The 23,491-nt window shown below is 52.4% G+C and carries 29 protein-coding genes, 2 tRNA genes and 1 rRNA gene; 18 read left to right on the top strand and 14 right to left on the bottom strand.

Translation table 11 applies throughout. The annotated features are described in order from the left end of the window. Positions 1-89 precede the first annotated feature (89 nt). The 3 genes from panB to panD all read left to right on the top strand — a co-directional run bounded on the left by panB (position 90) and on the right by panD (position 2,300). Positions 90-884, top strand: a complete 795-nt coding sequence (gene panB, locus MFP24_RS02465) for a 3-methyl-2-oxobutanoate hydroxymethyltransferase (RefSeq protein WP_249229032.1) — start codon at positions 90-92, stop codon at positions 882-884. A 39-nt stretch (positions 885-923) separates the two neighbouring features. Beyond that, entirely contained in the window at positions 924-1,778 is an 855-nt protein-coding gene (gene panC, locus MFP24_RS02460) for a pantoate--beta-alanine ligase (protein WP_249229033.1), read from the top strand. A 141-nt stretch (positions 1,779-1,919) separates the two neighbouring features. Then, positions 1,920-2,300 carry an aspartate 1-decarboxylase gene (gene panD / locus MFP24_RS02455; RefSeq protein WP_009111795.1) on the top strand — a complete coding sequence of 127 codons (381 nt, stop codon included), beginning with the start codon at positions 1,920-1,922 and terminating at the stop codon, positions 2,298-2,300. A gap of 45 nt (positions 2,301-2,345) precedes the next feature. Here the strand turns inward: panD and MFP24_RS02450 are convergent, their stop codons facing one another. Further along, on the bottom strand, positions 2,346-3,116 hold the full coding sequence (locus MFP24_RS02450; protein WP_249229034.1) for an ABC transporter permease: 771 nt from the start codon (positions 3,114-3,116) through the stop codon (positions 2,346-2,348). After that, positions 3,113-4,036 (bottom strand): ABC transporter ATP-binding protein, encoded by a 924-nt coding sequence (locus tag MFP24_RS02445; protein ID WP_249229035.1) that lies wholly within the window; start codon positions 4,034-4,036, stop codon positions 3,113-3,115. The genes MFP24_RS02450 and MFP24_RS02445 overlap by 4 nt, the downstream gene beginning before the upstream one ends. A 128-nt stretch (positions 4,037-4,164) precedes the next feature. Between MFP24_RS02445 and can the strand changes: the two genes are divergently transcribed. Then, positions 4,165-4,806 carry a carbonate dehydratase gene (gene can / locus MFP24_RS02440; RefSeq protein WP_249229036.1) on the top strand — a complete coding sequence of 214 codons (642 nt, stop codon included), beginning with the start codon at positions 4,165-4,167 and terminating at the stop codon, positions 4,804-4,806. Positions 4,807-4,863: 57 nt separating this feature from the next. Here the strand turns inward: can and hpt are convergent, their stop codons facing one another. Then, a complete protein-coding gene (gene hpt, locus MFP24_RS02435; protein WP_249229037.1) occupies positions 4,864-5,406 on the bottom strand; it encodes a hypoxanthine phosphoribosyltransferase in 543 nt (180 codons plus the stop codon). A 272-nt stretch (positions 5,407-5,678) separates the two neighbouring features. Here hpt and MFP24_RS02430 point away from each other — a divergent pair, with 272 nt between their 5' ends. Together MFP24_RS02430 and MFP24_RS02425 are read left to right on the top strand one after the other, a co-directional pair. Beyond that, complete coding sequence (locus MFP24_RS02430) at positions 5,679-6,005, top strand: hypothetical protein (RefSeq protein WP_249229038.1); 327 nt, start codon at positions 5,679-5,681, stop codon at positions 6,003-6,005. Between the two features lie 60 nt (positions 6,006-6,065). Further along, on the top strand, positions 6,066-6,482 hold the full coding sequence (locus MFP24_RS02425; protein WP_249229039.1) for a DUF6515 family protein: 417 nt from the start codon (positions 6,066-6,068) through the stop codon (positions 6,480-6,482). Positions 6,483-6,495: 13 nt separating this feature from the next. Here the strand turns inward: MFP24_RS02425 and MFP24_RS02420 are convergent, their stop codons facing one another. After that, positions 6,496-7,557, bottom strand: a complete 1,062-nt coding sequence (locus MFP24_RS02420) for an ABC transporter ATP-binding protein (RefSeq protein ID WP_249229040.1) — start codon at positions 7,555-7,557, stop codon at positions 6,496-6,498. A gap of 271 nt (positions 7,558-7,828) precedes the next feature. On the opposite strand from MFP24_RS02420, the gene MFP24_RS02415 reads away from it, so the two are divergent. The 7 genes from MFP24_RS02415 to nrdF all read left to right on the top strand — a co-directional run bounded on the left by MFP24_RS02415 (position 7,829) and on the right by nrdF (position 14,069). After that, positions 7,829-8,176: a YacC family pilotin-like protein gene (locus tag MFP24_RS02415; protein WP_249229041.1), complete on the top strand. Its 348-nt coding sequence runs from the start codon at positions 7,829-7,831 to the stop codon at positions 8,174-8,176. Between the two features lie 108 nt (positions 8,177-8,284). Further along, positions 8,285-9,142, top strand: coding sequence for a polyamine aminopropyltransferase (speE, locus tag MFP24_RS02410; protein WP_249229042.1), 858 nt, complete (start codon positions 8,285-8,287; stop codon positions 9,140-9,142). A gap of 28 nt (positions 9,143-9,170) precedes the next feature. Continuing rightward, positions 9,171-9,965, top strand: a complete 795-nt coding sequence (speD, locus tag MFP24_RS02405; RefSeq protein WP_249229043.1) for an adenosylmethionine decarboxylase — start codon at positions 9,171-9,173, stop codon at positions 9,963-9,965. Positions 9,966-10,296: 331 nt separating this feature from the next. Beyond that, the gene (nrdH, locus tag MFP24_RS02400) at positions 10,297-10,536 is read left to right on the top strand and encodes a glutaredoxin-like protein NrdH (RefSeq protein ID WP_136168089.1); all 240 of its coding nucleotides are present in this window, start codon (positions 10,297-10,299) and stop codon (positions 10,534-10,536) included. A gap of 9 nt (positions 10,537-10,545) precedes the next feature. After that, positions 10,546-10,953: a class Ib ribonucleoside-diphosphate reductase assembly flavoprotein NrdI gene (nrdI, locus tag MFP24_RS02395; protein WP_249229044.1), complete on the top strand. Its 408-nt coding sequence runs from the start codon at positions 10,546-10,548 to the stop codon at positions 10,951-10,953. After that, entirely contained in the window at positions 10,932-13,082 is a 2,151-nt protein-coding gene (nrdE, locus tag MFP24_RS02390; protein ID WP_249229045.1) for a class 1b ribonucleoside-diphosphate reductase subunit alpha, read from the top strand. Before nrdI ends, nrdE begins: the two co-directional genes overlap by 22 nt. 24 nt (positions 13,083-13,106) lie before the next feature. After that, complete coding sequence (gene nrdF / locus MFP24_RS02385; RefSeq protein ID WP_249229046.1) at positions 13,107-14,069, top strand: class 1b ribonucleoside-diphosphate reductase subunit beta; 963 nt, start codon at positions 13,107-13,109, stop codon at positions 14,067-14,069. Between the two features lie 255 nt (positions 14,070-14,324). Here the strand turns inward: nrdF and MFP24_RS02380 are convergent, their stop codons facing one another. After that, positions 14,325-15,239 (bottom strand): LysR family transcriptional regulator, encoded by a 915-nt coding sequence (locus MFP24_RS02380; RefSeq protein ID WP_249229047.1) that lies wholly within the window; start codon positions 15,237-15,239, stop codon positions 14,325-14,327. Between the two features lie 268 nt (positions 15,240-15,507). Here MFP24_RS02380 and MFP24_RS02375 point away from each other — a divergent pair, with 268 nt between their 5' ends. Together MFP24_RS02375 and MFP24_RS02370 are read left to right on the top strand one after the other, a co-directional pair. Then, positions 15,508-15,876, top strand: a complete 369-nt coding sequence (locus MFP24_RS02375) for a PHP domain-containing protein (protein ID WP_249229048.1) — start codon at positions 15,508-15,510, stop codon at positions 15,874-15,876. Between the two features lie 42 nt (positions 15,877-15,918). Then, entirely contained in the window at positions 15,919-16,401 is a 483-nt protein-coding gene (locus MFP24_RS02370) for a PHP domain-containing protein (RefSeq protein ID WP_249229049.1), read from the top strand. A gap of 40 nt (positions 16,402-16,441) precedes the next feature. Here MFP24_RS02370 and MFP24_RS23970 read toward each other — a convergent pair whose 3' ends face one another. The 5 genes from MFP24_RS23970 to dnaQ form a co-directional block, all read right to left on the bottom strand. Next, positions 16,442-16,576: a hypothetical protein gene (locus tag MFP24_RS23970; RefSeq protein WP_263458383.1), complete on the bottom strand. Its 135-nt coding sequence runs from the start codon at positions 16,574-16,576 to the stop codon at positions 16,442-16,444. A 126-nt stretch (positions 16,577-16,702) separates the two neighbouring features. Beyond that, positions 16,703-17,089, bottom strand: a complete 387-nt coding sequence (locus MFP24_RS02365) for a type II toxin-antitoxin system VapC family toxin (protein ID WP_249229050.1) — start codon at positions 17,087-17,089, stop codon at positions 16,703-16,705. Further along, positions 17,086-17,331: a type II toxin-antitoxin system Phd/YefM family antitoxin gene (locus MFP24_RS02360; protein ID WP_249229051.1), complete on the bottom strand. Its 246-nt coding sequence runs from the start codon at positions 17,329-17,331 to the stop codon at positions 17,086-17,088. Before MFP24_RS02360 ends, MFP24_RS02365 begins: the two co-directional genes overlap by 4 nt. A 282-nt stretch (positions 17,332-17,613) precedes the next feature. Then, a tRNA-Asp gene (locus MFP24_RS02355) sits at positions 17,614-17,690 on the bottom strand. A gap of 126 nt (positions 17,691-17,816) precedes the next feature. Then, a complete protein-coding gene (gene dnaQ / locus MFP24_RS02350; protein ID WP_249229052.1) occupies positions 17,817-18,554 on the bottom strand; it encodes a DNA polymerase III subunit epsilon in 738 nt (245 codons plus the stop codon). Here dnaQ and rnhA point away from each other — a divergent pair. Further along, positions 18,508-19,074: a ribonuclease HI gene (gene rnhA / locus MFP24_RS02345; protein WP_249229053.1), complete on the top strand. Its 567-nt coding sequence runs from the start codon at positions 18,508-18,510 to the stop codon at positions 19,072-19,074. The two genes, dnaQ and rnhA, sit on opposite strands and share 47 nt — an antisense overlap. 7 nt (positions 19,075-19,081) lie before the next feature. Here rnhA and MFP24_RS02340 read toward each other — a convergent pair whose 3' ends face one another. Beyond that, complete coding sequence (locus MFP24_RS02340) at positions 19,082-19,792, bottom strand: class I SAM-dependent methyltransferase (RefSeq protein ID WP_249229054.1); 711 nt, start codon at positions 19,790-19,792, stop codon at positions 19,082-19,084. Between the two features lie 42 nt (positions 19,793-19,834). Between MFP24_RS02340 and gloB the strand changes: the two genes are divergently transcribed. Together gloB and mltD are read left to right on the top strand one after the other, a co-directional pair. Beyond that, entirely contained in the window at positions 19,835-20,590 is a 756-nt protein-coding gene (gloB, locus tag MFP24_RS02335; RefSeq protein WP_249229055.1) for a hydroxyacylglutathione hydrolase, read from the top strand. Between the two features lie 71 nt (positions 20,591-20,661). Beyond that, positions 20,662-22,047, top strand: coding sequence for a murein transglycosylase D (gene mltD, locus MFP24_RS02330; RefSeq protein WP_249229056.1), 1,386 nt, complete (start codon positions 20,662-20,664; stop codon positions 22,045-22,047). A 76-nt stretch (positions 22,048-22,123) separates the two neighbouring features. Here mltD and MFP24_RS02325 read toward each other — a convergent pair whose 3' ends face one another. From MFP24_RS02325 to rrf, 3 genes are all read right to left on the bottom strand, one after another. Next, positions 22,124-22,909, bottom strand: a complete 786-nt coding sequence (locus tag MFP24_RS02325; RefSeq protein WP_249229057.1) for an endonuclease/exonuclease/phosphatase family protein — start codon at positions 22,907-22,909, stop codon at positions 22,124-22,126. A gap of 195 nt (positions 22,910-23,104) precedes the next feature. Beyond that, a tRNA-Asp gene (locus MFP24_RS02320) sits at positions 23,105-23,181 on the bottom strand. Between the two features lie 190 nt (positions 23,182-23,371). Continuing rightward, positions 23,372-23,487 (bottom strand): 5S ribosomal RNA (gene rrf, locus MFP24_RS02315). Between the last annotated feature and the right edge of the window lie 4 nt (positions 23,488-23,491).

Below are 23,491 nucleotides of genomic sequence, written 5' to 3'. Positions count from 1 at the left end.
CAAAGTGAAGGCGCGATCGCTATCACTCCCTGACGGCATCCATTAGAATACTTTTTTAATCTTTACCCTATTGACTTAGGAAAGCCGCCATGAAACCAACGACCATATCCCACCTGCGCCAATGGAAACAAGAGCAGCGGAAATTCGCTTCAATTACCGCTTACGACGCCAGCTTTGCCCGTTTATTCTTTGAACAGGGTATCCGGGTAATGCTGATTGGCGACTCGCTGGGTATGACATTGCAAGGACATGACTCCACCCTGCCCGTCACCATCGATGATATGGTTTACCACACCCGCTGCGTGCGCCGCGGCGCGCCCCTGGCCCTGCTGCTCTCCGATATGCCGTTTATGAGCTACGCCACGCCGGAACAGGCGTTCGACCAGGCGGCGAAGCTGATGCGCGCCGGCGCCAATATGGTGAAGCTGGAAGGCGGAAGCTGGCTGGCCCCCACCGTACGGATGCTGACCGAACGCGCCGTGCCCGTTTGCGGGCATTTAGGGCTGACGCCGCAGTCCGTCAATATCTTCGGCGGTTATAAGATCCAGGGCCGGGACGAGGCCGCCGCCAACCAACTGCTTGACGATGCGCGCGCCATAGAACAGGCCGGCGCGCAGCTGCTGGTGCTGGAGTGCGTGCCGGTGGCGCTGGCGAAGCGCATCACAGACGCGCTCGCCATTCCGGTTATCGGCATCGGCGCGGGCAACGTGACCGACGGGCAAATTCTGGTGATGCACGATGCCTTTGGCATCACCGGTGAAAAAACGCCGAAGTTTGCCAGGAACTTCCTGGCGCAGAGCGGCGACATTCGCGCCGCGGCGCGTCTTTACGTCCAGGAAGTCGAACAGGGTATTTATCCGGCCGAAGAACATTCTTTTCATTAAGATCGGCTGCGTTTGTTAAGCATTAAGGAGTACATAGGAGTGCTGATTATTGAAACCCCTCTGCTGCTGCGCCGTGAAATCCGCCGCTGGCGCCAGGAGGGGAAACGTATTGCCCTGGTGCCCACCATGGGCAACCTGCACGACGGGCATATGAAACTGGTCGATGAGGCCAGAGAACGCGCTGACCTGGTGGTGGTGAGTATTTTCGTCAACCCGATGCAGTTTGAACGGCCGGATGATTTGGCCAGCTACCCGCGCACGTTGCAGGAAGACTGCGAGAAGCTGACCCGCCGCGGCGTCGATCTGGTTTTCGCGCCCGGTCCCGAGGTGATCTACCCGAACGGGCTGGAAGAGCAGACTTTCGTCGACGTTCCCGGTCTTTCCGCTATTTTGGAAGGCGCCAGCCGTCCCGGTCATTTTCGGGGCGTCGCCACCATCGTCAGCAAACTGTTTAACCTGGTGCAGCCCGATGTGGCCTGCTTCGGCGAAAAAGATTATCAGCAGTTGGCGCTGATCCGCCGGCTGGTGAGCGATATGGGCTATGACGTCAGCATTATCGGCGTGCCGATTGTGCGCGCCAAAGACGGGCTGGCCCTCAGTTCGCGCAACGGCCGCCTCAGCGCCGAGCAGCGCCAGATCGCCCCGCGCCTGAATCAAATCATGGCGACCGTGGCGCAAAAAATGGCGGCCGGCGATCGCCGGATAGATACCTTGCTCGCCCAGGCGGACACGGCGCTGCAACAGGCCGGTTTTACCCCTGACAAGCTGTTTATCCGCGATGCTGATACACTGCAGCCACTGACGCCGGCCAGCACCCGCGCGGTGATTTTAATGGCCGCCTGGCTGGGTAAAGCGCGATTAATTGATAACCAGCAGGTCGATTTGACCGTATAAACCCAATAGATTTCGAGTTGCATCAAGGCGGCGACTGAATGAATCCCCAGGAGCTTACGCCAGTAAGTGACTGGGGTGAAAGAAGGAAGCCAACACAGATGCAGCTTGAAAGATGAAAGGGATAAGTCGAGGTGATGAACAATGATACGTAACATGCTGCAAGGCAAACTGCATCGGGTAAAGGTAACCCAGGCTGATTTGCACTACGAAGGCTCTTGCGCCATCGATCAGGATTTTATGGATGCGGCGGGCATACTGGAATACGAAGCCATCGATATCTACAACGTGGATAACGGCCAGCGGTTCTCAACCTATGCCATTGCCGGAGAACGCGGTTCGCGGATTATTTCGGTAAACGGCGCCGCCGCGCGCTGCGCCTGCGTCGGCGACAAGCTGATCATCTGTTCTTATGTGCAGATGTCCGACGAGCAGGCGCGGGAACATCACCCCAGGGTGGCTTACTTCTCCGGCGACAACCAGCTACAGCGCCAGGCCAAGGCGATACCGGTACAGGTGGCGTGATATGACAAGGCGGTGGCGACACCGCCTTTGCTTTGCATCCGCGGCTCAGCTGCGCAGTCCGCGCCCGCGTTCAATCAGCCACCATGCCAGCAGATAAAACACCGCGATAAAGGCGAGCAGCACCGCCATGGTAAAGGCCAGCGGCACGTCCTGGATCCCCAGGAAACCGTAGCGAAAACCGCTGATCATATAAACCACCGGATTCAGCTTCGATACCGCCTGCCAGAACGGCGGCAGCAGCGTCAGCGAATAAAATACCCCGCCGAGATAAGTCAACGGCGTCAGCACAAACGTCGGGATCAGGCTGATATCGTCAAAGCTCTTGGCGAACACCGCGTTCAGCAGCCCCGCCAGCGAGAACAGTACCGCCGTCAGCACCAGCGTCAAAACAATCACCCACCAGGCGTGAATATGCAGCGGCACGAAAAACAGCGATACCGCCGTCACCAGCACGCCGACGCAAATGCCGCGCGCCACGCCGCCGCCGACATAACCCGCGATCACCACGTGCGTCGGCACCGGCGCCACCAGCAGCTCTTCGATATTGCGCTGAAACTTGGCGCTGAAGAAGGAAGAGGCCACGTTGGCGTAGGCATTGGTGATCACCGACATCATAATCAGTCCGGGAACGATAAACTGCATGTAATCAAAGCCATGCATCTCCCCGATGCGGGAACCGATCAGATTGCCGAAGATAATAAAATAGAGCGTCATGGTGATGACGGGGGGGACCAGCGTCTGGATCCAGATACGGCCGAAACGATGCACCTCTTTGTACCAAATACTCTGCAACGCCACCCAATATAACCGCATCATGCTTTCCCTCCATTGCCGTTCACCAGGGTGACAAACAGCTCTTCCAGCCGGTTGGCTTTATTGCGCATGCTCAATACCTGAACGCCCTGCGCGCTCAACTGGCTGAACACGCCGTTCAGCCCCTGCTCGCGCATAACCTGCACTTCCAGGGTTGAGGTATCCACCAGGCGATACTGATATCCCTCAAGCTTCGGCAACGGACTCTTCGCCGCCAGATCGAAAATAAAGTTTTCCGACTTGAGCTTGGAAAGCAGGTGCTTCATGGAGGTATTTTCCACCAGTTGGCCATGCTGGATAATACCGATGTTGCGGCAGAGCATTTCCGCCTCTTCCAGATAGTGGGTGGTCAGAATAATGGTCGTGCCCTGCGCGTTGAGTTCTTTCAGAAATCCCCACATGGAGCGGCGCAGTTCGATATCCACCCCGGCGGTGGGTTCATCAAGGATCAGTAATTTAGGCTCATGCATCAACGCGCGGGCAATCATCAGGCGACGCTTCATCCCACCGGATAACATGCGCGCCCGCTCGTTGCGCTTCTCCCATAAATCCAGCAGCCGCAGATATTTTTCCGCCCGCTGCAGAGCGTCCTGACGTTTGACGCCGTAATAACCCGCCTGATTGACCACAATCTGCAGCACGGTTTCAAACGGATTAAAGTTGAATTCCTGCGGCACCAGCCCCAGTTGACGCTTGGCGTTGACCACGTCGCGATCGAGATCGTAACCGAATACCTGAACCTTTCCGGCGGTTTTATTGACCAGTGAGCTGATGATGCCGATGGTGGTGGACTTCCCGGCGCCGTTCGGCCCCAGCAGCGCGTAGAAATCGCCTGCTTTAACGCGCAGATCGATACCGCGCAGCGCCCTGACGCCCCCTGGGTAGGTCTTGGTCAGCTGCGCCAGTTCCAGTGCATATGTCATAAAAAATGCGTTGCCCTATTATCAGTAAGTTCTACAGTTTCAATTCCTAAACTATCGTTTTTCAAACGACGATTGTTGTCCTATATTACCTCTCACCGCCCTTTGTTTGTTACAGGTCATTTACTTTCATGAAAGAAATCGAAACGCTTATCGCCAATAACCAACGCTGGTCAGAAACCATGGTGGAAGAGGATCCGGGTTATTTTGAACGGCTGGCGCAGGCGCAACGCCCCCGTTTTTTATGGATCGGCTGCTCGGACAGCCGCGTGCCGGCAGAGAGCCTCACCAGCCTTGAACCGGGCGAACTGTTCGTGCACCGCAACGTTGCCAACCTGGTGATTCATACCGACCTGAATTGCCTTTCCGTGGTGCAATACGCCGTCGAGGTGCTGGAGGTCGAACATATCATTATTTGCGGCCATTACGGCTGCGGCGGCGTCCAGGCGGCGGTGGAAAACCCCGAACTGGGATTGATCAACAACTGGCTGCTGCACATCCGCGATCTGTGGTACAAGCATAGTTCGCTGCTGGGAGAATTGCCTCCCGAACAGCGCCTGAATACCCTGTGCGAAATCAACGTGGTTGAGCAGGTGTATAACCTCGGCCACTCCACCATCATGCAGTCGGCGTGGAAACGCGGCCAGAAAGTGACCATCCACGGATGGGTTTACGGTATTCAGGATGGGCGGCTGCGCAATCTGGAAGTGACCGCCACCAACCGGGAGACGCTGGAACAGCGCTATCGCCGGGCGATGTCCTCCCTGACCTGACCGATGCCGACGCCCTGGCATCGGGCGTCGATTTACCACGGCGTTGCGCTCGCGGCCTTAATCCTGAGGGATAACCCTGCCGACGTAGGGCAAATGCCGGTAATGCTGCGCGTAGTCAATGCCATAGCCGACCACGAATTCATCAGGAATGGAGAATCCGACCCACTCGACGTTGACGTCCACTTCGCGGCGCTCCGGTTTGTCCAGCAAGGTACAGATTGCCAGCGACTTCGGGGAGCGCAGTTGCAGGATCTCGCTCACTCGGCTCAGCGTATTGCCCGAGTCGATGATATCTTCGACGATCAGCACATCTTTGCCGCGGATATCCTCATCCAGATCTTTGAGGATCTTCACGTCGCGGGTGGTGCTCATACCGCTGCCATAGCTGGAGGCCGTCATGAAATCGACTTCGTGTGAAACATCAATCGCCCGGCACAAATCGGCCATAAAAATAAACGAGCCGCGCAATAAGCCGACCAGCACCATATCGCTGCCGCTGTCGCGGTAGTGTTCGCTGATTTGACGGCCCAGTTCGGTAACCCGCGCCTTGACTTCCTGCTCGGAAATCATGACTTCCACGGTATGCTTCATCATACTCATAACTCTTTGAATAAAGGTATTCAGCACCATCAATAGCATACAGATAATGCTTATCGACGGTACGCCAGTGCAGACGGATAGCGCCTAAGGGCGCGCAGTATATCAGAAAGCGCGGGCCAGCCCCATCCCCGTCGGCTACGGTCATGATGCCGCTAATTGTTAATGAATATGCAGGATTGCGTTATCACGGAATAAATTTGCGTAAAGCCCATTGCGGGCTCCGTCGATTGAGTTTCTTATAGCTGATGAGAATCCCGACTAACGGAGGTTTTATGCAAAAAATGACCAAAGTATCCGCTACCGCCGCCCTGCTGCTGGCGCTGTCCGGCGCCGGCGTCGCCGCCTGGGCGGCCCCTGAAGCCGTACCGCAACAGCCCGCGCCAGTAGCGCATTTTCCTCATGACGGGCCGGGTTTCCCGCCTCCGCCGGCGCCGCTGTATGAAGCCTCTCTTCAGACGCGTAATCCCGATGAAGCGCTGAATAAGCTGGTCGCCAACGCGCCGAAGGGAGAGGGTAAAAATTACGAAGTCAGAGTCTCGGTGAGAGAGCTGCCGTCTGCGCCCCCGGCGGCGCCGGAAGAGAAGACAGACAATCAATAATTTTCGCCACCCGTGGTGGGGAAAAGCTGATCCGAATACGATGTCGGTAGGGAGTGCGGTATGAAAAAATCACTGACTATGCTCGTGGCGTTAAGCCTGTTACTGCCGGTGAGCGTCCTTGCCGGTCCCGGTCCGGGCGGCCCCGGCCCCGGTGGTCCTGGCGGAGGGTACGGCGGTCCGGGTCCCGGCGGCTGGGGCCCCGCTCCCGGCGCGCGGTTCGACAGATTGCCTTCCGGCGTGGAAACCGTGTTAATCGCCGGATTGACCTATTATGTGCTGAACGGCATCTTCTACCAGCGCCAGAATGACCGATACGTGGTGGTTGACGCGCCGCCGAATGCGGCCTCCGCCACAACACAGGGCGGCATGACCGTGCTGGACATGAACGGCGAACGCTTCTATGTGAAAAACGGCGCCTATTACAAACGCACCATCAACGGCGAATACCTCGAAGTCCCCAAACCCGCCGGGTTATAACGCCGTGGGGCGGCTATAAGCGGGGAAACAGGAGCGGTTGTTCGGTTTTTATACTTAACCTGACCGGTTGCCCCGGCTCAAACCAGGTACTGCTCTGTACCTGGATGATATGGTCGTCCAACCTGATGCGATAGTGGTTCAAGGTGCCCATAAACAGCCGATCCACAACCTCCGCCTCGCCTTTGGGGTCGAGCGCCAGCGCAATATCATGCGGACGAACCAGCCAGTCGCAGTGAGAGCCGATGGGCTGCCCGTGCGGGTGCGCGGCGTGATGATCGCCAAAGAGACTCCGCCACTGATGATCGCTGAGGATGTTAACCGGCAGATAGTTGCTGCTGCCCAGATAGTCCGCGACCAAACGGCTGCCGGGCCGCTGATAAAGCGTTGCCGCATAGCCCTCCTGCACAATGGCCCCGTGGTCCATTACCGCCAGCCGATCGGCAAAGGCAAAGGCCTCTTCCTTGCTGCGGGTCGCCAGGACGGCGGCGACCTGCTGCCGTTTAAGGATGGGGCGCAGCTCGTTAATCAGCGTATCGCGCACCTGGCTGTCCATATTGGAAAAAGGCTCATCAAGCAGCAGTACGCTCGGCTTGCGGACCAGCGCCCGGGCGATAGCCGCCCGCTGCCGCCGCTCACGGGAGAGCTGATGCGGATAGCGGTCCTCCAGCCCGGCCAGATGCAACAGCGCCGCCGTCTCTTCAACGCTGCGGGCTATCGCTTCCTGAGGCTGACCGTTCAGCCCAAAGGCAATATTCTGCGCCACCGTCAGGTGCGGAAACAACGCGCAATCCTGAAAAATCAGCCCAACCTGACGCAACGCCGGCGCGACGGTCCGCTCACCCTCGCTCAGCGTCTGGCCGGCAACCACAATCGACCCGCTATCCACCGGAAGCAGCCCCGCCACCGCTTTAAGCAGCGTGGTCTTGCCGCAGCCGCTGGCGCCGAGCAGGCAAACAATTTCCCGCTGCCGAACCGTCAGGGAAAGGTTTTGCAGCGCCGTCCCCTCCTTTTCTTTACCCGGCGGATAACGGCAGGTCAGGTTATTAATCGCCAGTACATCGGTTACATCTGTCATGGTTTATTTTTCAGCACCGTATTAAGCTGGAAATTCGCCGCGTTTATTCGGTATCGCCGGTAAATCAAAAGACCCGCCGCCGTAATCACGCTCTCCGCCATGTATTATATTCCGGGCTGGAATGAATCTATCATCCGAATATCAGATATTTATTAACCTAACCTCCGCGCTTGACCGCTCTGCCAGGCACAACCAACGCAACGAGAAAATTTGGTCAGGTGATCTACAATTGTGATAACGTCTCCTGACGATAACCGGAATGAATTTAACCATGAAAAACTCTGCGCTGGCGCTGTTCCTGCTGAGCCTGATGAGCTTCTCCTCCGCCAGCAAGGCTCTGAATGAATTTGAAGCGGAAGATCTCGCCGATTTAACTGCGGTTTTCGTTTATCTGAAAAACAACTGCGGTTATCAGGACCTTCCCAACGAGCAGATTCGTCAGACACTGCTGGCTTTCGCCCGGCAAAATCGTTGGGATCTCAGCAATTACGGCGCCTTCAATATGACCGTTCTGGGAGAGGACAGCTATCGGGACCTGAGTAAAATCGCCATCCCCACGGCCCAAAAATGTCAGGCGCTGGCCCGTAACTCACTCGGTTTACTTGCCTACGCACAGTAATTCTCTTTCTCCCGCGCACTGAATGAAATTTGACCGTGCAAGCGCCGCGAGAGTTCGCTATCATGGCGCGCCAATTTTCATGGCTGTTATCGCGGAGGAAGCCCTAACATGTCCCAGAAAGAAATTTGGTATGAAACCCTGCATGCCAACTTCGGTCAGTACTTTGCCATCGAGCGGGTGCTATACCACGAAAAGACCGACCATCAGGATCTGATCATCTTCGAAAACGCCGCCTTAGGCCGCGTCATGGCGCTGGACGGCGTGGTCCAGACCACCGAGCGCGACGAATTCATCTACCACGAAATGCTGACCCATATTCCGCTGCTGTCGCACGGACAGGCCAAACGCGTGCTGATTATCGGCGGCGGCGACGGCGGCATACTGCGCGAAGTCAGCCGACACGCCGGCGTTGAGCATATCACCATGGTGGAGATCGATGCCGGCGTGGTGGAGTTCTGCCGGCGGTATTTGCCCAATCATAACGCCGGCGCCTATGACGACCCGCGTTTTAATCTGGTGATTGATGACGGGGTGAAGTTCGTTAATCGCTGTACGGAAAAATTCGACGTCATTATTTCCGACAGCACCGATCCCATCGGGCCGGGCGAAAGCCTGTTCACCTCCGATTTTTACCAGGGCTGCGCCCGCTGTCTGAACGAAGGCGGCGTCTTCGTCGCGCAGAACGGGGTGTGCTTTCTGCAACAGGACGAGGCCGTCAACAGCCACAAAAAGCTCGGCCGCTACTTTAGCGACGTCACATTCTACCAGGCGGCGATCCCCACCTATTACGGCGGCATCATGACCTTTGCCTGGGCCAGCAACGCGCCGTCGCTGCGCCAGATAACCACCGAGACGCTGCAACAACGTTTTAACGCCTCGGGTATTGAGTGCCGTTATTACAATCCGGCCGTTCACAGGGGTAGCTTCGCGCTGCCGCAATATTTACTGAATGCGCTATCGCATTGATTCCGCATCCATAAGGGGGTGACTTAAATTGCACAAGCTGAAACTGCACGGCTTTAATAATCTGACCAAAAGCCTGAGTTTTTGTATCTACGATATCTGTTACACCAGAACGGCCGATGAGCGTGACGGTTACATCGCCTATATTGATGAACAGTATAACGCTAACCGGCTGACCGAGATCCTGAGTGAAACCTGCTCGATCATCGGCGCCAATATTCTGAATATCGCCCGTCAGGACTATGAGCCGCAGGGCGCCAGCGTGACCATTCTGGTCAGTGAAGAGCCGATAGATCCCCGCGACGTCGACAATTCCGAACATCCGGGACCGTTGCCCAACTCGGTGGTCGCCCATCTGGATAAAAGTCATATTTGCGTGCACACCTATCCGGAAAGCCATCCCGAGGGCGGACTCTGTACCTTCCGCGCCGATATTGAAGTGTCGACCTGCGGCGTTATCTCCCCGCTGAAGGCGCTTAACTATCTTATCCACCAGTTGGAATCGGATATCGTCACCATTGATTACCGCGTCAGGGGCTTCACCCGCGACATTAACGGCGTAAAACACTTTATCGACCATCAGATCAACTCGATCCAGAACTTCATGTCGGCAGACATGAAATCGCTATATCACCTGATGGATGTAAACGTTTATCAGGAAAATATGTTTCACACCAAGATGTTGCTAAAAGATTTCGACCTGAAGCATTACCTGTTCAACGTCGATCCCAACGCCTTGAGCGCTGCAGAGCGTAAACGAATCACTGATTTGCTGTATCACGAGATGCAGGAAATTTATTACGGCAGAAATCTGCCGGTGCTGTAGTGTCCGAGGAAGGGAGCGCGGCTCCCTTCCTCTCACCATTCACTCTGCTGAAAAAAACCTCGGAATGGCGGTCCCTTTCCCACCCTTTAAAAATTATTTTTTTACTTGTTTTTATTTTTCCCCTTACGCCGTCTGGGTTAGCCGCCGTTTGCATAAGCTCGCGCATAAATCCTATATATTGTATGGTTGAAATTTAAAACACCTACATCTAGTATTCAAAGCGTAAGTTCATCACTACTGGTGGCTACATCGTGGAATCGGTCCGGGTGCGCAAGCCCCGAAGATAGCCGTTCCGAAACACTTCTCTCACGCCAAAGGGTAAATACGAATCATGCGTATTACTATTTTCACCAAACCAGATTGTGTGCAATGCAATGCCACATGCCGTGCGCTGGATAAGCAGGGAATCAACTATCGACTGGTGGACCTGACGGAAGACGAACAGGCGTTACAGCAGGTAAGAGCGTTGGGCTATCAACAGGTTCCGGTGGTGATGACGGCTAACGACCACTGGAGCGGATTCCGCCCGGACAAAATCAGTACGCTGCAGCAGTCCCTGCAGTTGCAGTGAGGGGGGGAAATGAACCCGCTGGTCTACTTTTCCAGCCAGTCGGAGAACACCCATCGCTTTATCGCCAGGGTTGGATTGCCGGCCCTGCGCATTCCGATAGCGACTGAGCGGCCCGCACTGAAACTGGATCAACCCTATATCCTGGTGGTTCCCAGCTATGGCGGGGGAAGCGCCAAAGGCGCGGTGCCCCGTCAGGTGATCCTGTTTCTCAACGATCGGCAAAACCGCGACAACCTGCGCGGCGTCATCGCGGCGGGCAATACCAATTTTGGCGCGGCGTACGGCCTTGCCGGCGACATCATCGCGCAAAAGTGCCGGGTGCCTTATCTATATCGCTTCGAACTGCTGGGTACGCCAGAAGACGTGGCAAACGTGCGAAAGGGAGTAACCGAATTTTGGCAACAACAGAATCCGTGATCGCTAAACCAGCCAATACCGAGCTGGATTACCATGCGCTCAACGCCATGCTGAACCTGTACGACGCCGAGGGGCACATCCAGTTCGAACAGGACAAGCTGGCGGCGCGGCGCTATTTCTTACAGCACGTCAATCAGAACACGGTGTTCTTCCATAATCTGGAAGAGAAGCTGCGCTATCTGGTGGAAGAAAACTATTACGAAGCCGCGGTGCTGGACCAATACGCTTTCAGCTTTATCAAAAGCCTTTTTCAGCAGGCCTACAGCCATAAATTCCGCTTCCAAACCTTCCTCGGCGCGTTCAAATACTACACCGGCTATACGCTGAAGACTTTTGACGGCAAGCGCTATCTGGAACGCTACGAAGACCGCGTCTGCATGGTGGCGCTCACGCTGGCCGCCGGCAATACCGAACTCGCCAGCGCGCTGGTGGAGGAGATCATCAGCGGACGCTTTCAGCCCGCCACCCCCACCTTTCTCAACTGCGGGAAAAAACAGCGCGGCGAGCTGGTTTCCTGTTTTCTGCTGCGTATTGAAGACAATATGGAGTCGATTGGCCGCGCCATCAACTCCGCGCTGCAGCTTTCCAAACGCGGCGGCGGCGTGGCGTTTATGCTCACCAATATCCGCGAAACCGGCGCGCCGATAAAAAAAATCGAAAACCAGTCATCCGGCATCATCCCGGTGATGAAAATGCTGGAGGACGCCTTCTCCTACGCCAACCAGCTGGGCGCGCGCCAGGGCGCCGGGGCGGTGTACCTCAACGCCCACCATCCCGATATTCTGCGTTTCCTCGACACCAAGCGGGAAAACGCCGATGAAAAAATCCGCATCAAAACGCTGTCGCTTGGCGTGGTGATACCGGACATTACCTTCCAACTGGCGAAAAATAACCAGGTGATGTACCTGTTCTCGCCGTACGATGTCGAACAGGTGTACGGCGTTCCGCTGTCGGAAATCAGCGTCACGGAAAAATACCATGAGATGGTGAACGACAAACGGATCCGCAAGTCGCAGATCAAGGCGCGGGAGTTCTTCCAGATCCTGGCGGAGATCCAGTTCGAGTCCGGCTACCCCTATATGATGTTCGAGGATACGGTAAATCGCGCCAATCCGATTCAGGGCCGCATCAATATGAGCAACCTGTGCTCGGAAATTTTGCAGGTCAATGACGCCAGCCTATACGATGAAGACCTCGGCTATCGTCACGTCGGCAAGGATATTTCCTGCAATCTCGGATCGCTGAATATCGCCAAGGCGATGTCGTCGCCGGACTTCGGCCTCACGGTGGAAATGGCGATCCGCGCGCTGACCGCCGTCTCCGATATGAGCCATATCGGTTCCGTGCCATCGATTGAAAAAGGCAACGACGCATCGCACGCTATCGGCCTCGGGCAGATGAATCTGCACGGCTACCTGGCCCGCGAGAGGATATTTTACGGCTCCGAGGAAGCGATCGACTTCACCAATATCTATTTTTACACCGTCGCCTACCATGCGCTGCGCGCCTCAAATCAGCTGGCGACGGAGCGCGGCCAGAGCTTCAAAGGCTTCGAGAATTCGACGTACGCCTCCGGCGAGTACTTCAGCAAGTACGTTGAACAACGCTGGGAACCCGCCACGGAACGGGTACGCCAACTGTTCGAACAGGCGGGAATCACCATTCCCGACCAGCAGGACTGGGCCGCGCTGCGCGACGCCGTGATGGCGCACGGGCTGTATAACCAGAACCTGCAGGCGGTGCCCCCTACCGGCTCCATCTCTTATATCAATCACTCCACGTCGAGCATCCACCCGATTGTGTCGCGAATTGAGATCCGCAAAGAGGGCAAAATCGGCCGGGTCTACTACCCTGCCCCCTACATGACCAACGACAACCTGGAATATTATCAGGATGCCTACGAGATCGGGCCGCAGAAGATTATCGATACCTACGCGGCGGCGACCCAGCATGTCGATCAGGGGCTGTCGCTGACGCTGTTCTTCCGTGATACCGCCACCACGCGGGATATCAACAAAGCGCAAATCTACGCGTGGACCAAAGGCATCAAGACCATTTACTACATACGCATACGGCAGATGGCATTGGAAGGCACTGAAGTTCAGGGCTGCGTCTCCTGCGCCTTATAAGCTATCGCTGAAGGAAATTTGATCATGACATCGTTAACGCGCGTACAGGCCGTCAACTGGAACAAAATTGAAGACGACAAGGATCTGGAGGTCTGGAACCGGCTTACCTCGAATTTCTGGCTGCCGGAAAAGGTTCCGCTATCCAACGACATTCCGTCCTGGGGCACGCTGAACGCCCAGGAGCGGCAGTTGACCATTCGGGTGTTTACCGGGCTGACGCTGCTGGATACCATCCAGAACACCGTGGGCGCGCCGACGCTGATGCCCGACGCGGTAACGCCTCACGAGGAGGCGGTTTTATCCAATATCAGCTTTATGGAAGCGGTGCACGCCCGCTCCTACAGTTCGATCTTTTCCACGCTGTGCCTGACCAGCGAAGTGGACGACGCCTACCGCTGGAGCGAGGAGAATCCGTCGCTGCAGAAAAAAGCGGCCATCATTCTCAATCACTACCGCAGCGACGACCCGCTGATGAAAAAGGTCGCCAGCGTATTTCTGGAGTCGTTCCTGTTCTATTCCGGCTTTTATCTGCCCATGTACTGGTCGAGCCGCGCCAAGCTGACCAACACCGCGGATCTGATACGGCTGATTATCCGCGATGAGGCGGTACACGGATACTACATCGGTTATAAATTCCAACAGGGCCTGGCGAAGGCGGACCCCGCCCGCCGGCAGCAGGTGAAAAACTTTGCCTACGATCTGCTGCAGGATTTGTATGACAATGAAGTGCTGTATACCCAGGAATTATATGACGGCGTCGGCTGGACGGAGGACGTAAAGAAATTCCTGCACTATAACGCCAACAAGGCGCTGATGAATCTGGGTTATGAGGCGCTATTTCCCGCAGGCATGACCGACGTCAACCCGGCGATCCTGTCGGCGCTTTCGCCGAACGCCGATGAGAACCATGACTTTTTCTCCGGTTCCGGTTCGTCGTACGTTATTGGCAAAGCGGTAAACACCGAAGATGAGGATTGGGATTTTTAATCGCCAGGAAAAGCGTCAGACTCTCCGTATCGGACCGGAGTGCTGCGCAATATCTCCTTTGCACATCAAGGTAAAAGTCGTCAGGCACATTGATATAGCCCGCCAGAGCCCCAGCAGCTTTTCCTGCTGGGACTCTGGCGTGTTTAGTTTTTCATGTCTTATTCGGAGGTTAATTAGTGATAAAGAACGGAATAAGCGAACACTGATCCTTCCGAAAGGAATAATAATTTATGCATATTTACTTTGTTTTTTAATTTAAACGCCATAATTATCAGGTAAGGTTAACTTCAGCTGCGGTTTTTGGGTAAAAATATCAAGAGCCACTTTAATAAAGTTATCACGGGGCAAGTCATTAATATTGTTATTCCAAACCAAACCAATATCCCAACTAGCGTATTCTCCAGTCAACTTTTCACAAATAATTTTTGAGTTATTTAAAGGAATATTGCTTTGGGATAAAATTCCTATTCCAATTTTTGACTCTACCATCGCAATTAAACTATTTACATTATTCACGTAATTAATGGATATGGCATCCATCTTGTTTTTCAGTATAAAATTGTGAATTTGAAACGCAGAACCGGGACAAGTCTTTGCGTCAATAGTTAATAAGGGATATATTTTTATGGCCTCTAATAATTTCATTTTATTTAAATTTATTTTTTTATTGTAAATAATTGCCAAGCGATCTTGCTCTATCTTTTTGTATGCTAGCGGTCGTTCAACAGGTAAACGCATGAATCCAACCTGCATTTTCCCTGAAAGAAGCATTTCTTTCTGTAGAGGGGATGAACAATCATTCAATTGAATATTTATCTCAGGATAATAATCCTGAAAAGAGGAAATGAAATCAGGAATTAACGCCGAAACCGAATTAATAAAACCTATCGATAAATTCCCCTTTTTTCCTTGTTTCATGTATTTACAGCGTATTTTAAATCTATCAATTTCCTCCAATATTTTTTTTGCATCATCATATAAAGTCTGTCCGTGAGGACTCAGTTGAGTGCCATGATTGTCTCGAATAAAGAGAATTAGTTCTAATTCATCTTCAAACGTCTTGATTTGTTTAGTTAGCGTAGGTTGCGTCAACCATAGTTTATCAGCGGCTTCTCTGTAGCTGAGGCATTCCGCTAACTTGACAAAAGCACGTAGTTGTCTGATCTCCATTCCAATCTCCTATCACCAAAAGAAATTTTTCCATTATACAAGCAGTTTGAACCATGGTTAAATTCATATAATGACTAAGATTTTTAGATATTATTATATCTTTATATGATTCCCGATCACTAAAAGATATAATAATCATCTTTTTATAACCGCCTTGGATATATTTGACGTGTATTAATCGACATAATTGGCCATGTATTAAATAGCATAAACCTCTTTAATAGAGAGAATTATTTCGATATTTTTTAAGAAATGAAAAGGTGTAGCTATGAAGAAGATCGATTTACATATGCATTCAAATTATAGTGATGATGCTGATCTGTCTGTTGATGTCTTAGTACAGCGATGTATCTCTAATGAGATCGATATAATCTCCATCACCGATCATAACTCGATTCATTCTATCAACGAAGTGAAAAAAAGAGGGTTATCAGAAAATAACATCACTATTATCCCTGGAACTGAAATTGACTGTTCGTTTCAAGGGAAAAATTTTCATTTGCTTGGATATGGCATTGGCAATGACTTTTCCGATTTTGAATTAATTGAGAAGAATTTCTTTGAACTGCAACTTGGCTTGACACCATTAAAAATTGATAAGCTAAAAGCTCTTGGATTTTTTATAGATGAAGAATAACTTTATCAGTTAGCTAAAGAAAAAATCCCACAGGAGGAGCAAATGGCTGAATTGATTCTGCAAGATGAAAGAAATAATAGTAACAAATTACTTATTCCGTATAGAGATGGTGGTGAGCGTTCAAATATGCCATTGATTAACTTTTATTGGGATTTTTTCGGTTATGGCAAAGCATGTTATGTAGCAGCGGACTACCCTAAGCTTGAACGGATTATCGAAATTATAAAGGGTAATAATGGCATTCCAATAATCGCTCATATAGGTGCAAATATTAAAAACAACTATGAAGAAACTCTTGATGACATGTTATCAGTAGGAGTGGAGGGGGTTGAGGTTTTTTCCAGCTATCATACAGATAAACTTTCCGATTTTTTATATGATTATGCTTGTTCAAAAAATGTTTTTGTGTCTTGCGGTAGTGATTTTCATGGAAAAAATAAGCCTAAGATTGATGTTGGGAATTGTCATTACAATTATGGACAATACCAGAAAATTATGAGCTTCGTAGAATCATTGCCACTGTAAATGAATTTTTGGTGCCAGACGGTAGTCTACCGAAGTCACATCAACGCCTGCGGACGATGACGGCGCTCCAGTCCAAGGATGCGCGCGATTGCAGCGACGAGATCGCGTCATAGGTAGTCAGTCCCAATGCTATGACCAGGAAATTGGTTTGTCCCAGCCCGATCAGCACCAGCATTGCCGCGCCCCCTCCAGCAGAGATCCATGCCCATGCGGTCGGTCATCCGGCCGCCTGCGATGTTACCGATCGCCGCCCCGTAAGCCAGTAGCATGACCGGTTGCCAGAGATATTTATTCTATTGCGTTAAACTCTTTTTATCGGGCCGGGATACTGCGCCACCAGCGCATCGGCAGTCAACAGCGTAATGCCCTCCACTGTCGCCTGCGCCACCAGCAGGCGATCAAATGGATCCTTGTGAACAGCAGGCAGACTCTCGACCGAGACAACATGTTCACTAGCGATAGGCAATTCGCTGTAACCATTATCCAGCAGCCCCCTGCGCAGCAATCGTGCGTCAACCTGAAAATCGTCACGTCCCAGCCCACGCTTAATGACTACCTCCCACAGACTGACCACGCTGAAAAAAAGCTTGTTTTCCGGCGAACCAAGCAACCTCGCCGTTGATGAAGGCAGTTTTTCCGGCATGCCAGCCGCCCACAGCAACACATGGGTATCAAGTAAAAATTTCATTTGTCACCGCCGAAAAGCTGCTCAATCTCCCCCTCGCCCATCCGGTCAAAGTCATCGGGCACATTGATGCTGCCCGCCATAAACCCTAACCGCCTTTCCTGCTGAGACTCCGGCGCGCTTAATGCCGTTACTTTGACCAACGGCTTACCGGCTTTGGCGATGATAAAGGACTCCCCCTTCGCGGCCATCTCAACCAGTCGGGATAAATGGGTTTTCGCCTCATGAATGTTTACGGTTTGCATAACGCCTCCAGACGAACTAATAAACTAAGTCATCTTAGTTTAGTTCAGATAAAGAACCAACGTTTGGATTTTAGTTTCGTACCGCGTTTTTTTCATCTTGTCAGGGATAGGGCGCCATAAAAATGGCCTACGCGCCGGAAAGAGAAATTTCGTGGGCCATTTTACGCCGGATACTCCGCTATGCCGGAGGTATTATAGAGACGAAAAAAAACCGTATGCCTTTGACAGCGATACGGTTTTCATTCATCCAGAGATGTATAGGAACATCCCGGAATAGATAAGTGGCGGAACGGACGGGACTCGAACCCGCGACCCCCTGCGTGACAGGCAGGTATTCTAACCAACTGAACTACCGCTCCACTCTGCGCTCATCGAGCGGGATGAATACTAAGATGGCGCTACTATTACGTCAATGGTTTTTATAACTAACCGCTTCTGTTTGCTTATAATTTCAGCTGAACGCCTATTCCCTCGCCGCCGCGATACTATTCACCGCGCCACAGACAGCTCCCGCCTTTTTTGGCGATCAAATCCAGCCGTTTCTCATGCGCCAGCAGCTCTTCATCGCTGGCGTATAATACCTTCAGCGTCGAGGCAGGACGGACGATGCGCTGAATGCTTTCGCTTTCATTCTCCTGCCGTTGCTTCTCCCCTTCCATCGAGAACGCCAGCGATGTCTGGCCGCCCGTCATCGCCAGATAGACTTCCGCCAGAATTTCGGCATCGAGCAAAGCGCCGTGCAGCGTTCGTTTACTGTTATCTATCTGATAGCGATCGCATAACGCATCCAGATTGTTCCGCTTGCCCGGAAATATCTTACGCGCCATTAACAGGCTATCGGTTATCTTGCAGAAGGTTTCCGTCTTGGGTATTTCCCGATTGAGCATTCGGAATTCATAGTCCATAAAGCCGATATCAAACATCGCGTTATGGATGACCAGCTCGGCGCCGCGGATAAAGTCGAGAAATTCATCGGCAATCTCCGCATAGGTCGGCTGGTCCGCCAGAAACTCATCGCTGATGCCGTGCACATTATAGGCTTCCGGATCGACCAGACGATCGGGCTTGATATACACATGGAAGTGGCGCCCGGTCAGACGACGGTTAATCACCTCAACAGCGCCAATTTCGATAATTTTGTGTCCTTCGTAGTGAACCCCCAGTTTGTTCATACCGGTGGTTTCAGTATCCAGGACGATTTGTCGCGTAATTTCAGTGCTCATCGTTTTCGTTTATGTCAGACTTGCCATTTTCACCATAAGGAAGAGTCTACCAGAGATGCTTAAACAGGTAGAGATTTTCACCGATGGATCTTGCCTCGGTAATCCGGGTCCCGGCGGTTACGGCGCCTTGCTGCGCTATAAGCAACATGAAAAAACCCTGAGTGCGGGTTATCGATTGACCACCAATAATCGCATGGAGCTGATGGCTGCCATCGCCGCGCTTGAAACCCTGACCTCACCCTGCGAGGTGGTGCTAAGCACCGACAGCCAGTATGTTCGCCAGGGGATCACCAAGTGGATCCACAACTGGAAAAAACGCGGCTGGAAAACCGCGGATAAAAAACCGGTGAAAAATGTCGATCTCTGGCAGCGGCTGGATCAGGCGATTCAGCACCATACGCTGCGCTGGGAATGGGTGAAAGGCCATGCCGGCCATCCTGAGAATGAGCGCTGTGACGAACTTGCCCGCAACGCCGCCAGTGCGCCAACGCTGGATGATATTGGATATAAACCCGAATAACGGGTTTTCAGCTACGGTAGGTTTTCGTCACGCCGACCGTGCGGCGCAAAGGGACCTTGCAAAGCCGGGCACGCATCGGCGTAAAGCTCAGGGGGATGGTTCGCTTACGCGCGATAATCAGCGACAGGCAGCCGAATACCGGCAAGTGTTTATTCAATTTTCCCTTGTTTTTTCTCCATGGGGTAACCTGAAGGCTGGCATGATGGACCACTTCATAATTCAGCAAACCGAGCCAGTCCATCATGCGCATTTGCGTAAACATCCGGCTGCAATAGGGCTGTCGTCTGTTTAAGCCTGGGATAAGTTTTGCCACCCCCAGCAGGCTCACCGGGTTGAAGCTGCTCAATATCAACCAGCCGTCGTCAATCAGCACGCGGTCCACCTCCCGCAATATGCGGTGCGGATCGGCGGAATAAGAGAGCGTTTGAATCAACAGACAGGCATCAACCGATTTCTCGGCAAAAGGCAGTTGATGCGGATCGGCAATAACCTGCACATTATCTCCGGCGGGCGCGACATTGACCTGATGCGCAATAGCGCACTCCGTTATCTTCGTTGCCGCACTCAACGCTCCGATTTTCAACAGATGAAAGCCGAACAGCTTCGGCCACCAGGGCGACAGCGCCTTCTCAAGCGATTCGCGGTAATATCGTCCTCCGGGGATATCATCCCATGAGCCGGGAACCGCAACCGTCTGAGATGTTTGTGCTGGCTTCATGTTCTATTATCTTCCCCAGGCTGATACAAAACGAGGTACTCCATGAATCTTATCAGTATTGCGGCACTTCAGGACAACTACATTTGGTTATTGAGTAACAAAGAAAATCACTGTGTCATCGTCGATCCCGGCGAAGCACAACCGGTGCTGGACGCGCTCGGAAAACATCGGTTGACGCCTGAGGCGATTTTGCTAACTCACCATCATCACGACCATGTCGGGGGCGTCGCCGCTATTGTCGAACATTATGCGCATCTGCCGATTTTTGGCCCCCGGGAAACCCAAAAAAGCGGCGCAACAACCGTTGTTGAAGAGGGAGATACCCTATCGCTGCTAAATTCGGACTTTTCCGTGTTGGCCGTTCCCGGTCATACGGCAGGACATATTGCTTATTATAGCCACCCTTTTTTATTCTGCGGAGACACGCTTTTTTCCGGCGGGTGCGGGCGAATTTTCGAAGGCACGCCAAAACAAATGTATGATTCAATTAAAAAAATATCCAACCTACCCGATGATACGCTAATCTGCTGCGCCCATGAATATACCCTTGCGAATCTGGAATTCGCTCATGCCGTCTGGCCTGAAGAGTCCACAATTACGGCTCACCTTCATAAAATCAGACAGATACGCGAAAAGTCACAATCTACTTTGCCGACGACCCTGGGGCTGGAGCGAAAAATCAACCTTTTTCTTAGATGTCATGATATTGATTTAAAAAGAAAAACATCACAACAACCTGAAAGCATAGAGAACTTGCAAGTTTTTGCTCAGCTACGTAGCAAGAAAGACGGCTTCTAAAGGTTTATGTTGTGCTAACCCTCTAATCAAAGTATTATTGCTCGTCTTTTAAGCAACTATTTGACACACATATGAAGGCTAAAGCGATACTTATCGCCTCAGTCTTGCTGGCCGGTTGCCAGGTACCGCCTAACGATACCTCTCAACCCAAGCAGCATGCACAGAGTCTGTCTTCGGCAAGTCAAAGTGAAGCAGCAAGGTACGCAGAGGGTCGAGAGACCTCGGCGCGATGGCTGGATGATGACAGCGGCGCGCAACGAGATCTGTGGAACTTTATTGGCGACGAGCTGAAGATGGAGGTTCCGGAAAACGCCCGGATCCGCGAACAAAAAAGGCGTTATTTAAAACACAAGAGCTATCTCCACGATGTAACATTACGGGCAGAGCCGTACATGTACTGGATTGTCGAGCAGATTAAACAACGTAAGATGCCGATGGAACTAGTACTGCTACCCATAGTGGAGAGCGCTTTTGACCCTCAGGCCACATCATCCGCCAATGCCGCAGGGCTATGGCAGATCATCCCTGGCACGGGGCGTAATTATGGTTTGAAACAAAACCAGTGGTATGACGGACGCCGCGACGTAGTCGCGTCGACGACCGCCGCGCTGGATATGATGCAACGCCTCAACAACATGTTTGACGGCGACTGGTTATTAACCGTCGCTGCCTATAACAGTGGTGAAGGCCGCGTCATGAAAGCCATGAAAGCCAATAAAGCACAAGGCAAACCAACGAACTTCTGGGCATTGGCGTTACCTCGCGAAACGTCAATCTATGTTCCGAAAATGTTGGCCCTGAGCGATATACTTAAGAATAGCAAAAAATACGGCGTTAGCCTGCCCAAACCAAACGAAAGCCGTGCATTGGCCAGAGTTGAAGTCGGGCAGCAGATGAAGTTGACGCAAGCAGCTGAGATGGCTGGCCTGCCGTTGAACAAACTGAAGAGCTATAACTCGGGCTACAAACGCAATGTGACCGCGCCTAACGGGCCACACTACATTATGGTGCCGAAAGCTCACGTTGAGCAGTTGAAGGATTCTCTGGCAGATAGCGATATCGCCGCGATCCAGCCAACTCGTCTGGCGCAGTCAACGCAGGAGTCGCAGTATAAGGTGCGCGCTGGGGATACTTTATCCACCATTGCCGCACGGTTGAAGGTCAGCACCAGGGATTTGCAAAGCTGGAACAATCTGCGTAGCGCAAATGCGCTGAAGGTTGGTCAAACCTTGCAAGTTGCTCAAGTGTCTGACGTTGATAATGGCAGCGGCGGTAAAGGCGGGTCAATCACCTATCAGGTTCGTAAAGGTGACTCACTTGCCAGCATAGCCAAACGTCATGGTGTAAATATCGCTGATGTTATGCGTTGGAATACGGTAATCAACAAAAATGCCAATATCCAGCCCGGCGATCGACTGACGCTTTACGTCAGTAAAAACACCCAACCAGAGTCGTAAGCCTTTACGATTAAAAAACTGCCTATACGGCAGTTTTTTTATGGTTGGAATTCCTTTTCCGCTTTATTTCCAGCTATTAAGCCTGAAACTCAACCAGCAAGGGGTTGTGATCCGATGCCTGGGTGACCAGGATGGAGGATTGCACCACCGTCAGATCCCGATAGAATACAAAGTCCAGAGGGCGACCGAACACCCGGCGACGGTAGTCGTCAATAAAGCCCACCTCCTGTAACGCCATCCTGGTAGCAAACCGATAAAGCGCCCTGATGCGAGGCTGACTCCAGGCATTGAAGTCCCCCGCCATTACCACCGGGCCGTGATGGTGTATCAGCTGCTCTCCGATGGTTTCAAGCTGCTTGCTGTACACTTCAACGCCGAAACTGAAATTTACCGCATGAATGTTAATCACCATCAACTGGCGGCCGTCGGGCAATGAATAGACCGTTACCAACGCCGATTTAGATAACCGCAGCAAAGGCTCTTTTTCCCGTAACGGGCAACAGTACATAGGTTGAGCAGCGGACAGTGTCATTACGCCCGAAGGGTGTTGCGGCAAAATAATTGCCGGCACCTGATCGGTAGAAAGATAATTAGAGGTTGCAAAACGAATAAGCTCCGGCGAGCTTTGCGCCTCCTGCAATAGCACCAGCTGCGCGTCTCTGCCAAAGTCCTGTAAAACTGAAAGCCAGTTCATTCTTTGCTGCTTAAAGATATTCCACACCATGACGCGTAAAACATCTTTCTCCAGCAGCAGTGGACCTGACGGCAGCACTTGCTCCAGATGATGCATTGTTCCGGGGGGAAAGATACGCTCTGCCGGCTGACCAGCTACATACCTCATCGCATATGTTTTTTTTCGCACGCCACGCCTTGCTATAAATTCCAGTACCTCAAAACACCTTTAATGGATCAAAGGTACGCTTCTGTTATAAGGATTGTATAGTAGACTTTCAATACATGGCAGCACTAATGCGGCCAACATACGGAAGCAGGCTGGGGATAAGAAATCATCGATGCAAAAAAGCCCTGAGCGTTAACTCAGGGCTTATGCAATAAGTGGCGGAACGGACGGGGCTCGAACCCGCGACCCCCTGCGTGACAGGCAGGTATTCTAACCAACTGAACTACCGCTCCACCGAATTTCTTTTATTCACCAGCATTTCGCCGGCTTACTGCTTAATTTGATGCCTGGCAGTTTATGAATCATTTCATGATTCACCCTGCGGGCCGTTGCTGCGCAACGTTTAAAAGCCTTCGGCTTTTTTCCTACTCTCTATCGAGTAGTCAACTGCCCGTCGGACTTCACTGCTACTTCTAATTTGATGCCTGGCAGTTCCCTACTCTCACATGGGGAGACCCCACACTACCATCGGCGCTACGGCGTTTCACTGCTGAGTTCGGCATGGGGTCAGGTGGGACCACCGCGCTATCGCCGCCAGGCAAA

Origin of the sequence: Brenneria tiliae, from assembly GCF_023347575.1 — a bacterium.
Classification (GTDB): domain Bacteria; phylum Pseudomonadota; class Gammaproteobacteria; order Enterobacterales; family Enterobacteriaceae; genus Brenneria; species Brenneria corticis.
This window is presented reverse-complemented; position numbering and strand designations above follow the sequence as displayed.

Coding starts and splice junctions, on each gene's coding strand:
- panB (WP_249229032.1), top strand. CDS start 90: ATGAAACCAACGACCATATCCCACCTGCGCCAATGGAAACAAGAGCAG.
- panD (WP_009111795.1), top strand. CDS start 1,920: ATGATACGTAACATGCTGCAAGGCAAACTGCATCGGGTAAAGGTAACC.
- MFP24_RS02450 (WP_249229034.1), bottom strand. CDS start 3,116: ATGATGCGGTTATATTGGGTGGCGTTGCAGAGTATTTGGTACAAAGAG.
- MFP24_RS02445 (WP_249229035.1), bottom strand. CDS start 4,036: ATGACATATGCACTGGAACTGGCGCAGCTGACCAAGACCTACCCAGGG.
- can (WP_249229036.1), top strand. CDS start 4,165: ATGAAAGAAATCGAAACGCTTATCGCCAATAACCAACGCTGGTCAGAA.
- hpt (WP_249229037.1), bottom strand. CDS start 5,406: ATGAGTATGATGAAGCATACCGTGGAAGTCATGATTTCCGAGCAGGAA.
- MFP24_RS02430 (WP_249229038.1), top strand. CDS start 5,679: ATGCAAAAAATGACCAAAGTATCCGCTACCGCCGCCCTGCTGCTGGCG.
- MFP24_RS02425 (WP_249229039.1), top strand. CDS start 6,066: ATGAAAAAATCACTGACTATGCTCGTGGCGTTAAGCCTGTTACTGCCG.
- MFP24_RS02420 (WP_249229040.1), bottom strand. CDS start 7,557: ATGACAGATGTAACCGATGTACTGGCGATTAATAACCTGACCTGCCGT.
- MFP24_RS02415 (WP_249229041.1), top strand. CDS start 7,829: ATGAAAAACTCTGCGCTGGCGCTGTTCCTGCTGAGCCTGATGAGCTTC.
- speE (WP_249229042.1), top strand. CDS start 8,285: ATGTCCCAGAAAGAAATTTGGTATGAAACCCTGCATGCCAACTTCGGT.
- nrdH (WP_136168089.1), top strand. CDS start 10,297: ATGCGTATTACTATTTTCACCAAACCAGATTGTGTGCAATGCAATGCC.
- nrdI (WP_249229044.1), top strand. CDS start 10,546: ATGAACCCGCTGGTCTACTTTTCCAGCCAGTCGGAGAACACCCATCGC.
- nrdF (WP_249229046.1), top strand. CDS start 13,107: ATGACATCGTTAACGCGCGTACAGGCCGTCAACTGGAACAAAATTGAA.
- MFP24_RS02380 (WP_249229047.1), bottom strand. CDS start 15,239: ATGGAGATCAGACAACTACGTGCTTTTGTCAAGTTAGCGGAATGCCTC.
- MFP24_RS02375 (WP_249229048.1), top strand. CDS start 15,508: ATGAAGAAGATCGATTTACATATGCATTCAAATTATAGTGATGATGCT.
- MFP24_RS02370 (WP_249229049.1), top strand. CDS start 15,919: ATGGCTGAATTGATTCTGCAAGATGAAAGAAATAATAGTAACAAATTA.
- MFP24_RS23970 (WP_263458383.1), bottom strand. CDS start 16,576: ATGCTGGTGCTGATCGGGCTGGGACAAACCAATTTCCTGGTCATAGCA.
- MFP24_RS02365 (WP_249229050.1), bottom strand. CDS start 17,089: ATGAAATTTTTACTTGATACCCATGTGTTGCTGTGGGCGGCTGGCATG.
- MFP24_RS02360 (WP_249229051.1), bottom strand. CDS start 17,331: ATGCAAACCGTAAACATTCATGAGGCGAAAACCCATTTATCCCGACTG.
- dnaQ (WP_249229052.1), bottom strand. CDS start 18,554: ATGAGCACTGAAATTACGCGACAAATCGTCCTGGATACTGAAACCACC.
- MFP24_RS02340 (WP_249229054.1), bottom strand. CDS start 19,792: ATGAAGCCAGCACAAACATCTCAGACGGTTGCGGTTCCCGGCTCATGG.
- gloB (WP_249229055.1), top strand. CDS start 19,835: ATGAATCTTATCAGTATTGCGGCACTTCAGGACAACTACATTTGGTTA.
- mltD (WP_249229056.1), top strand. CDS start 20,662: ATGAAGGCTAAAGCGATACTTATCGCCTCAGTCTTGCTGGCCGGTTGC.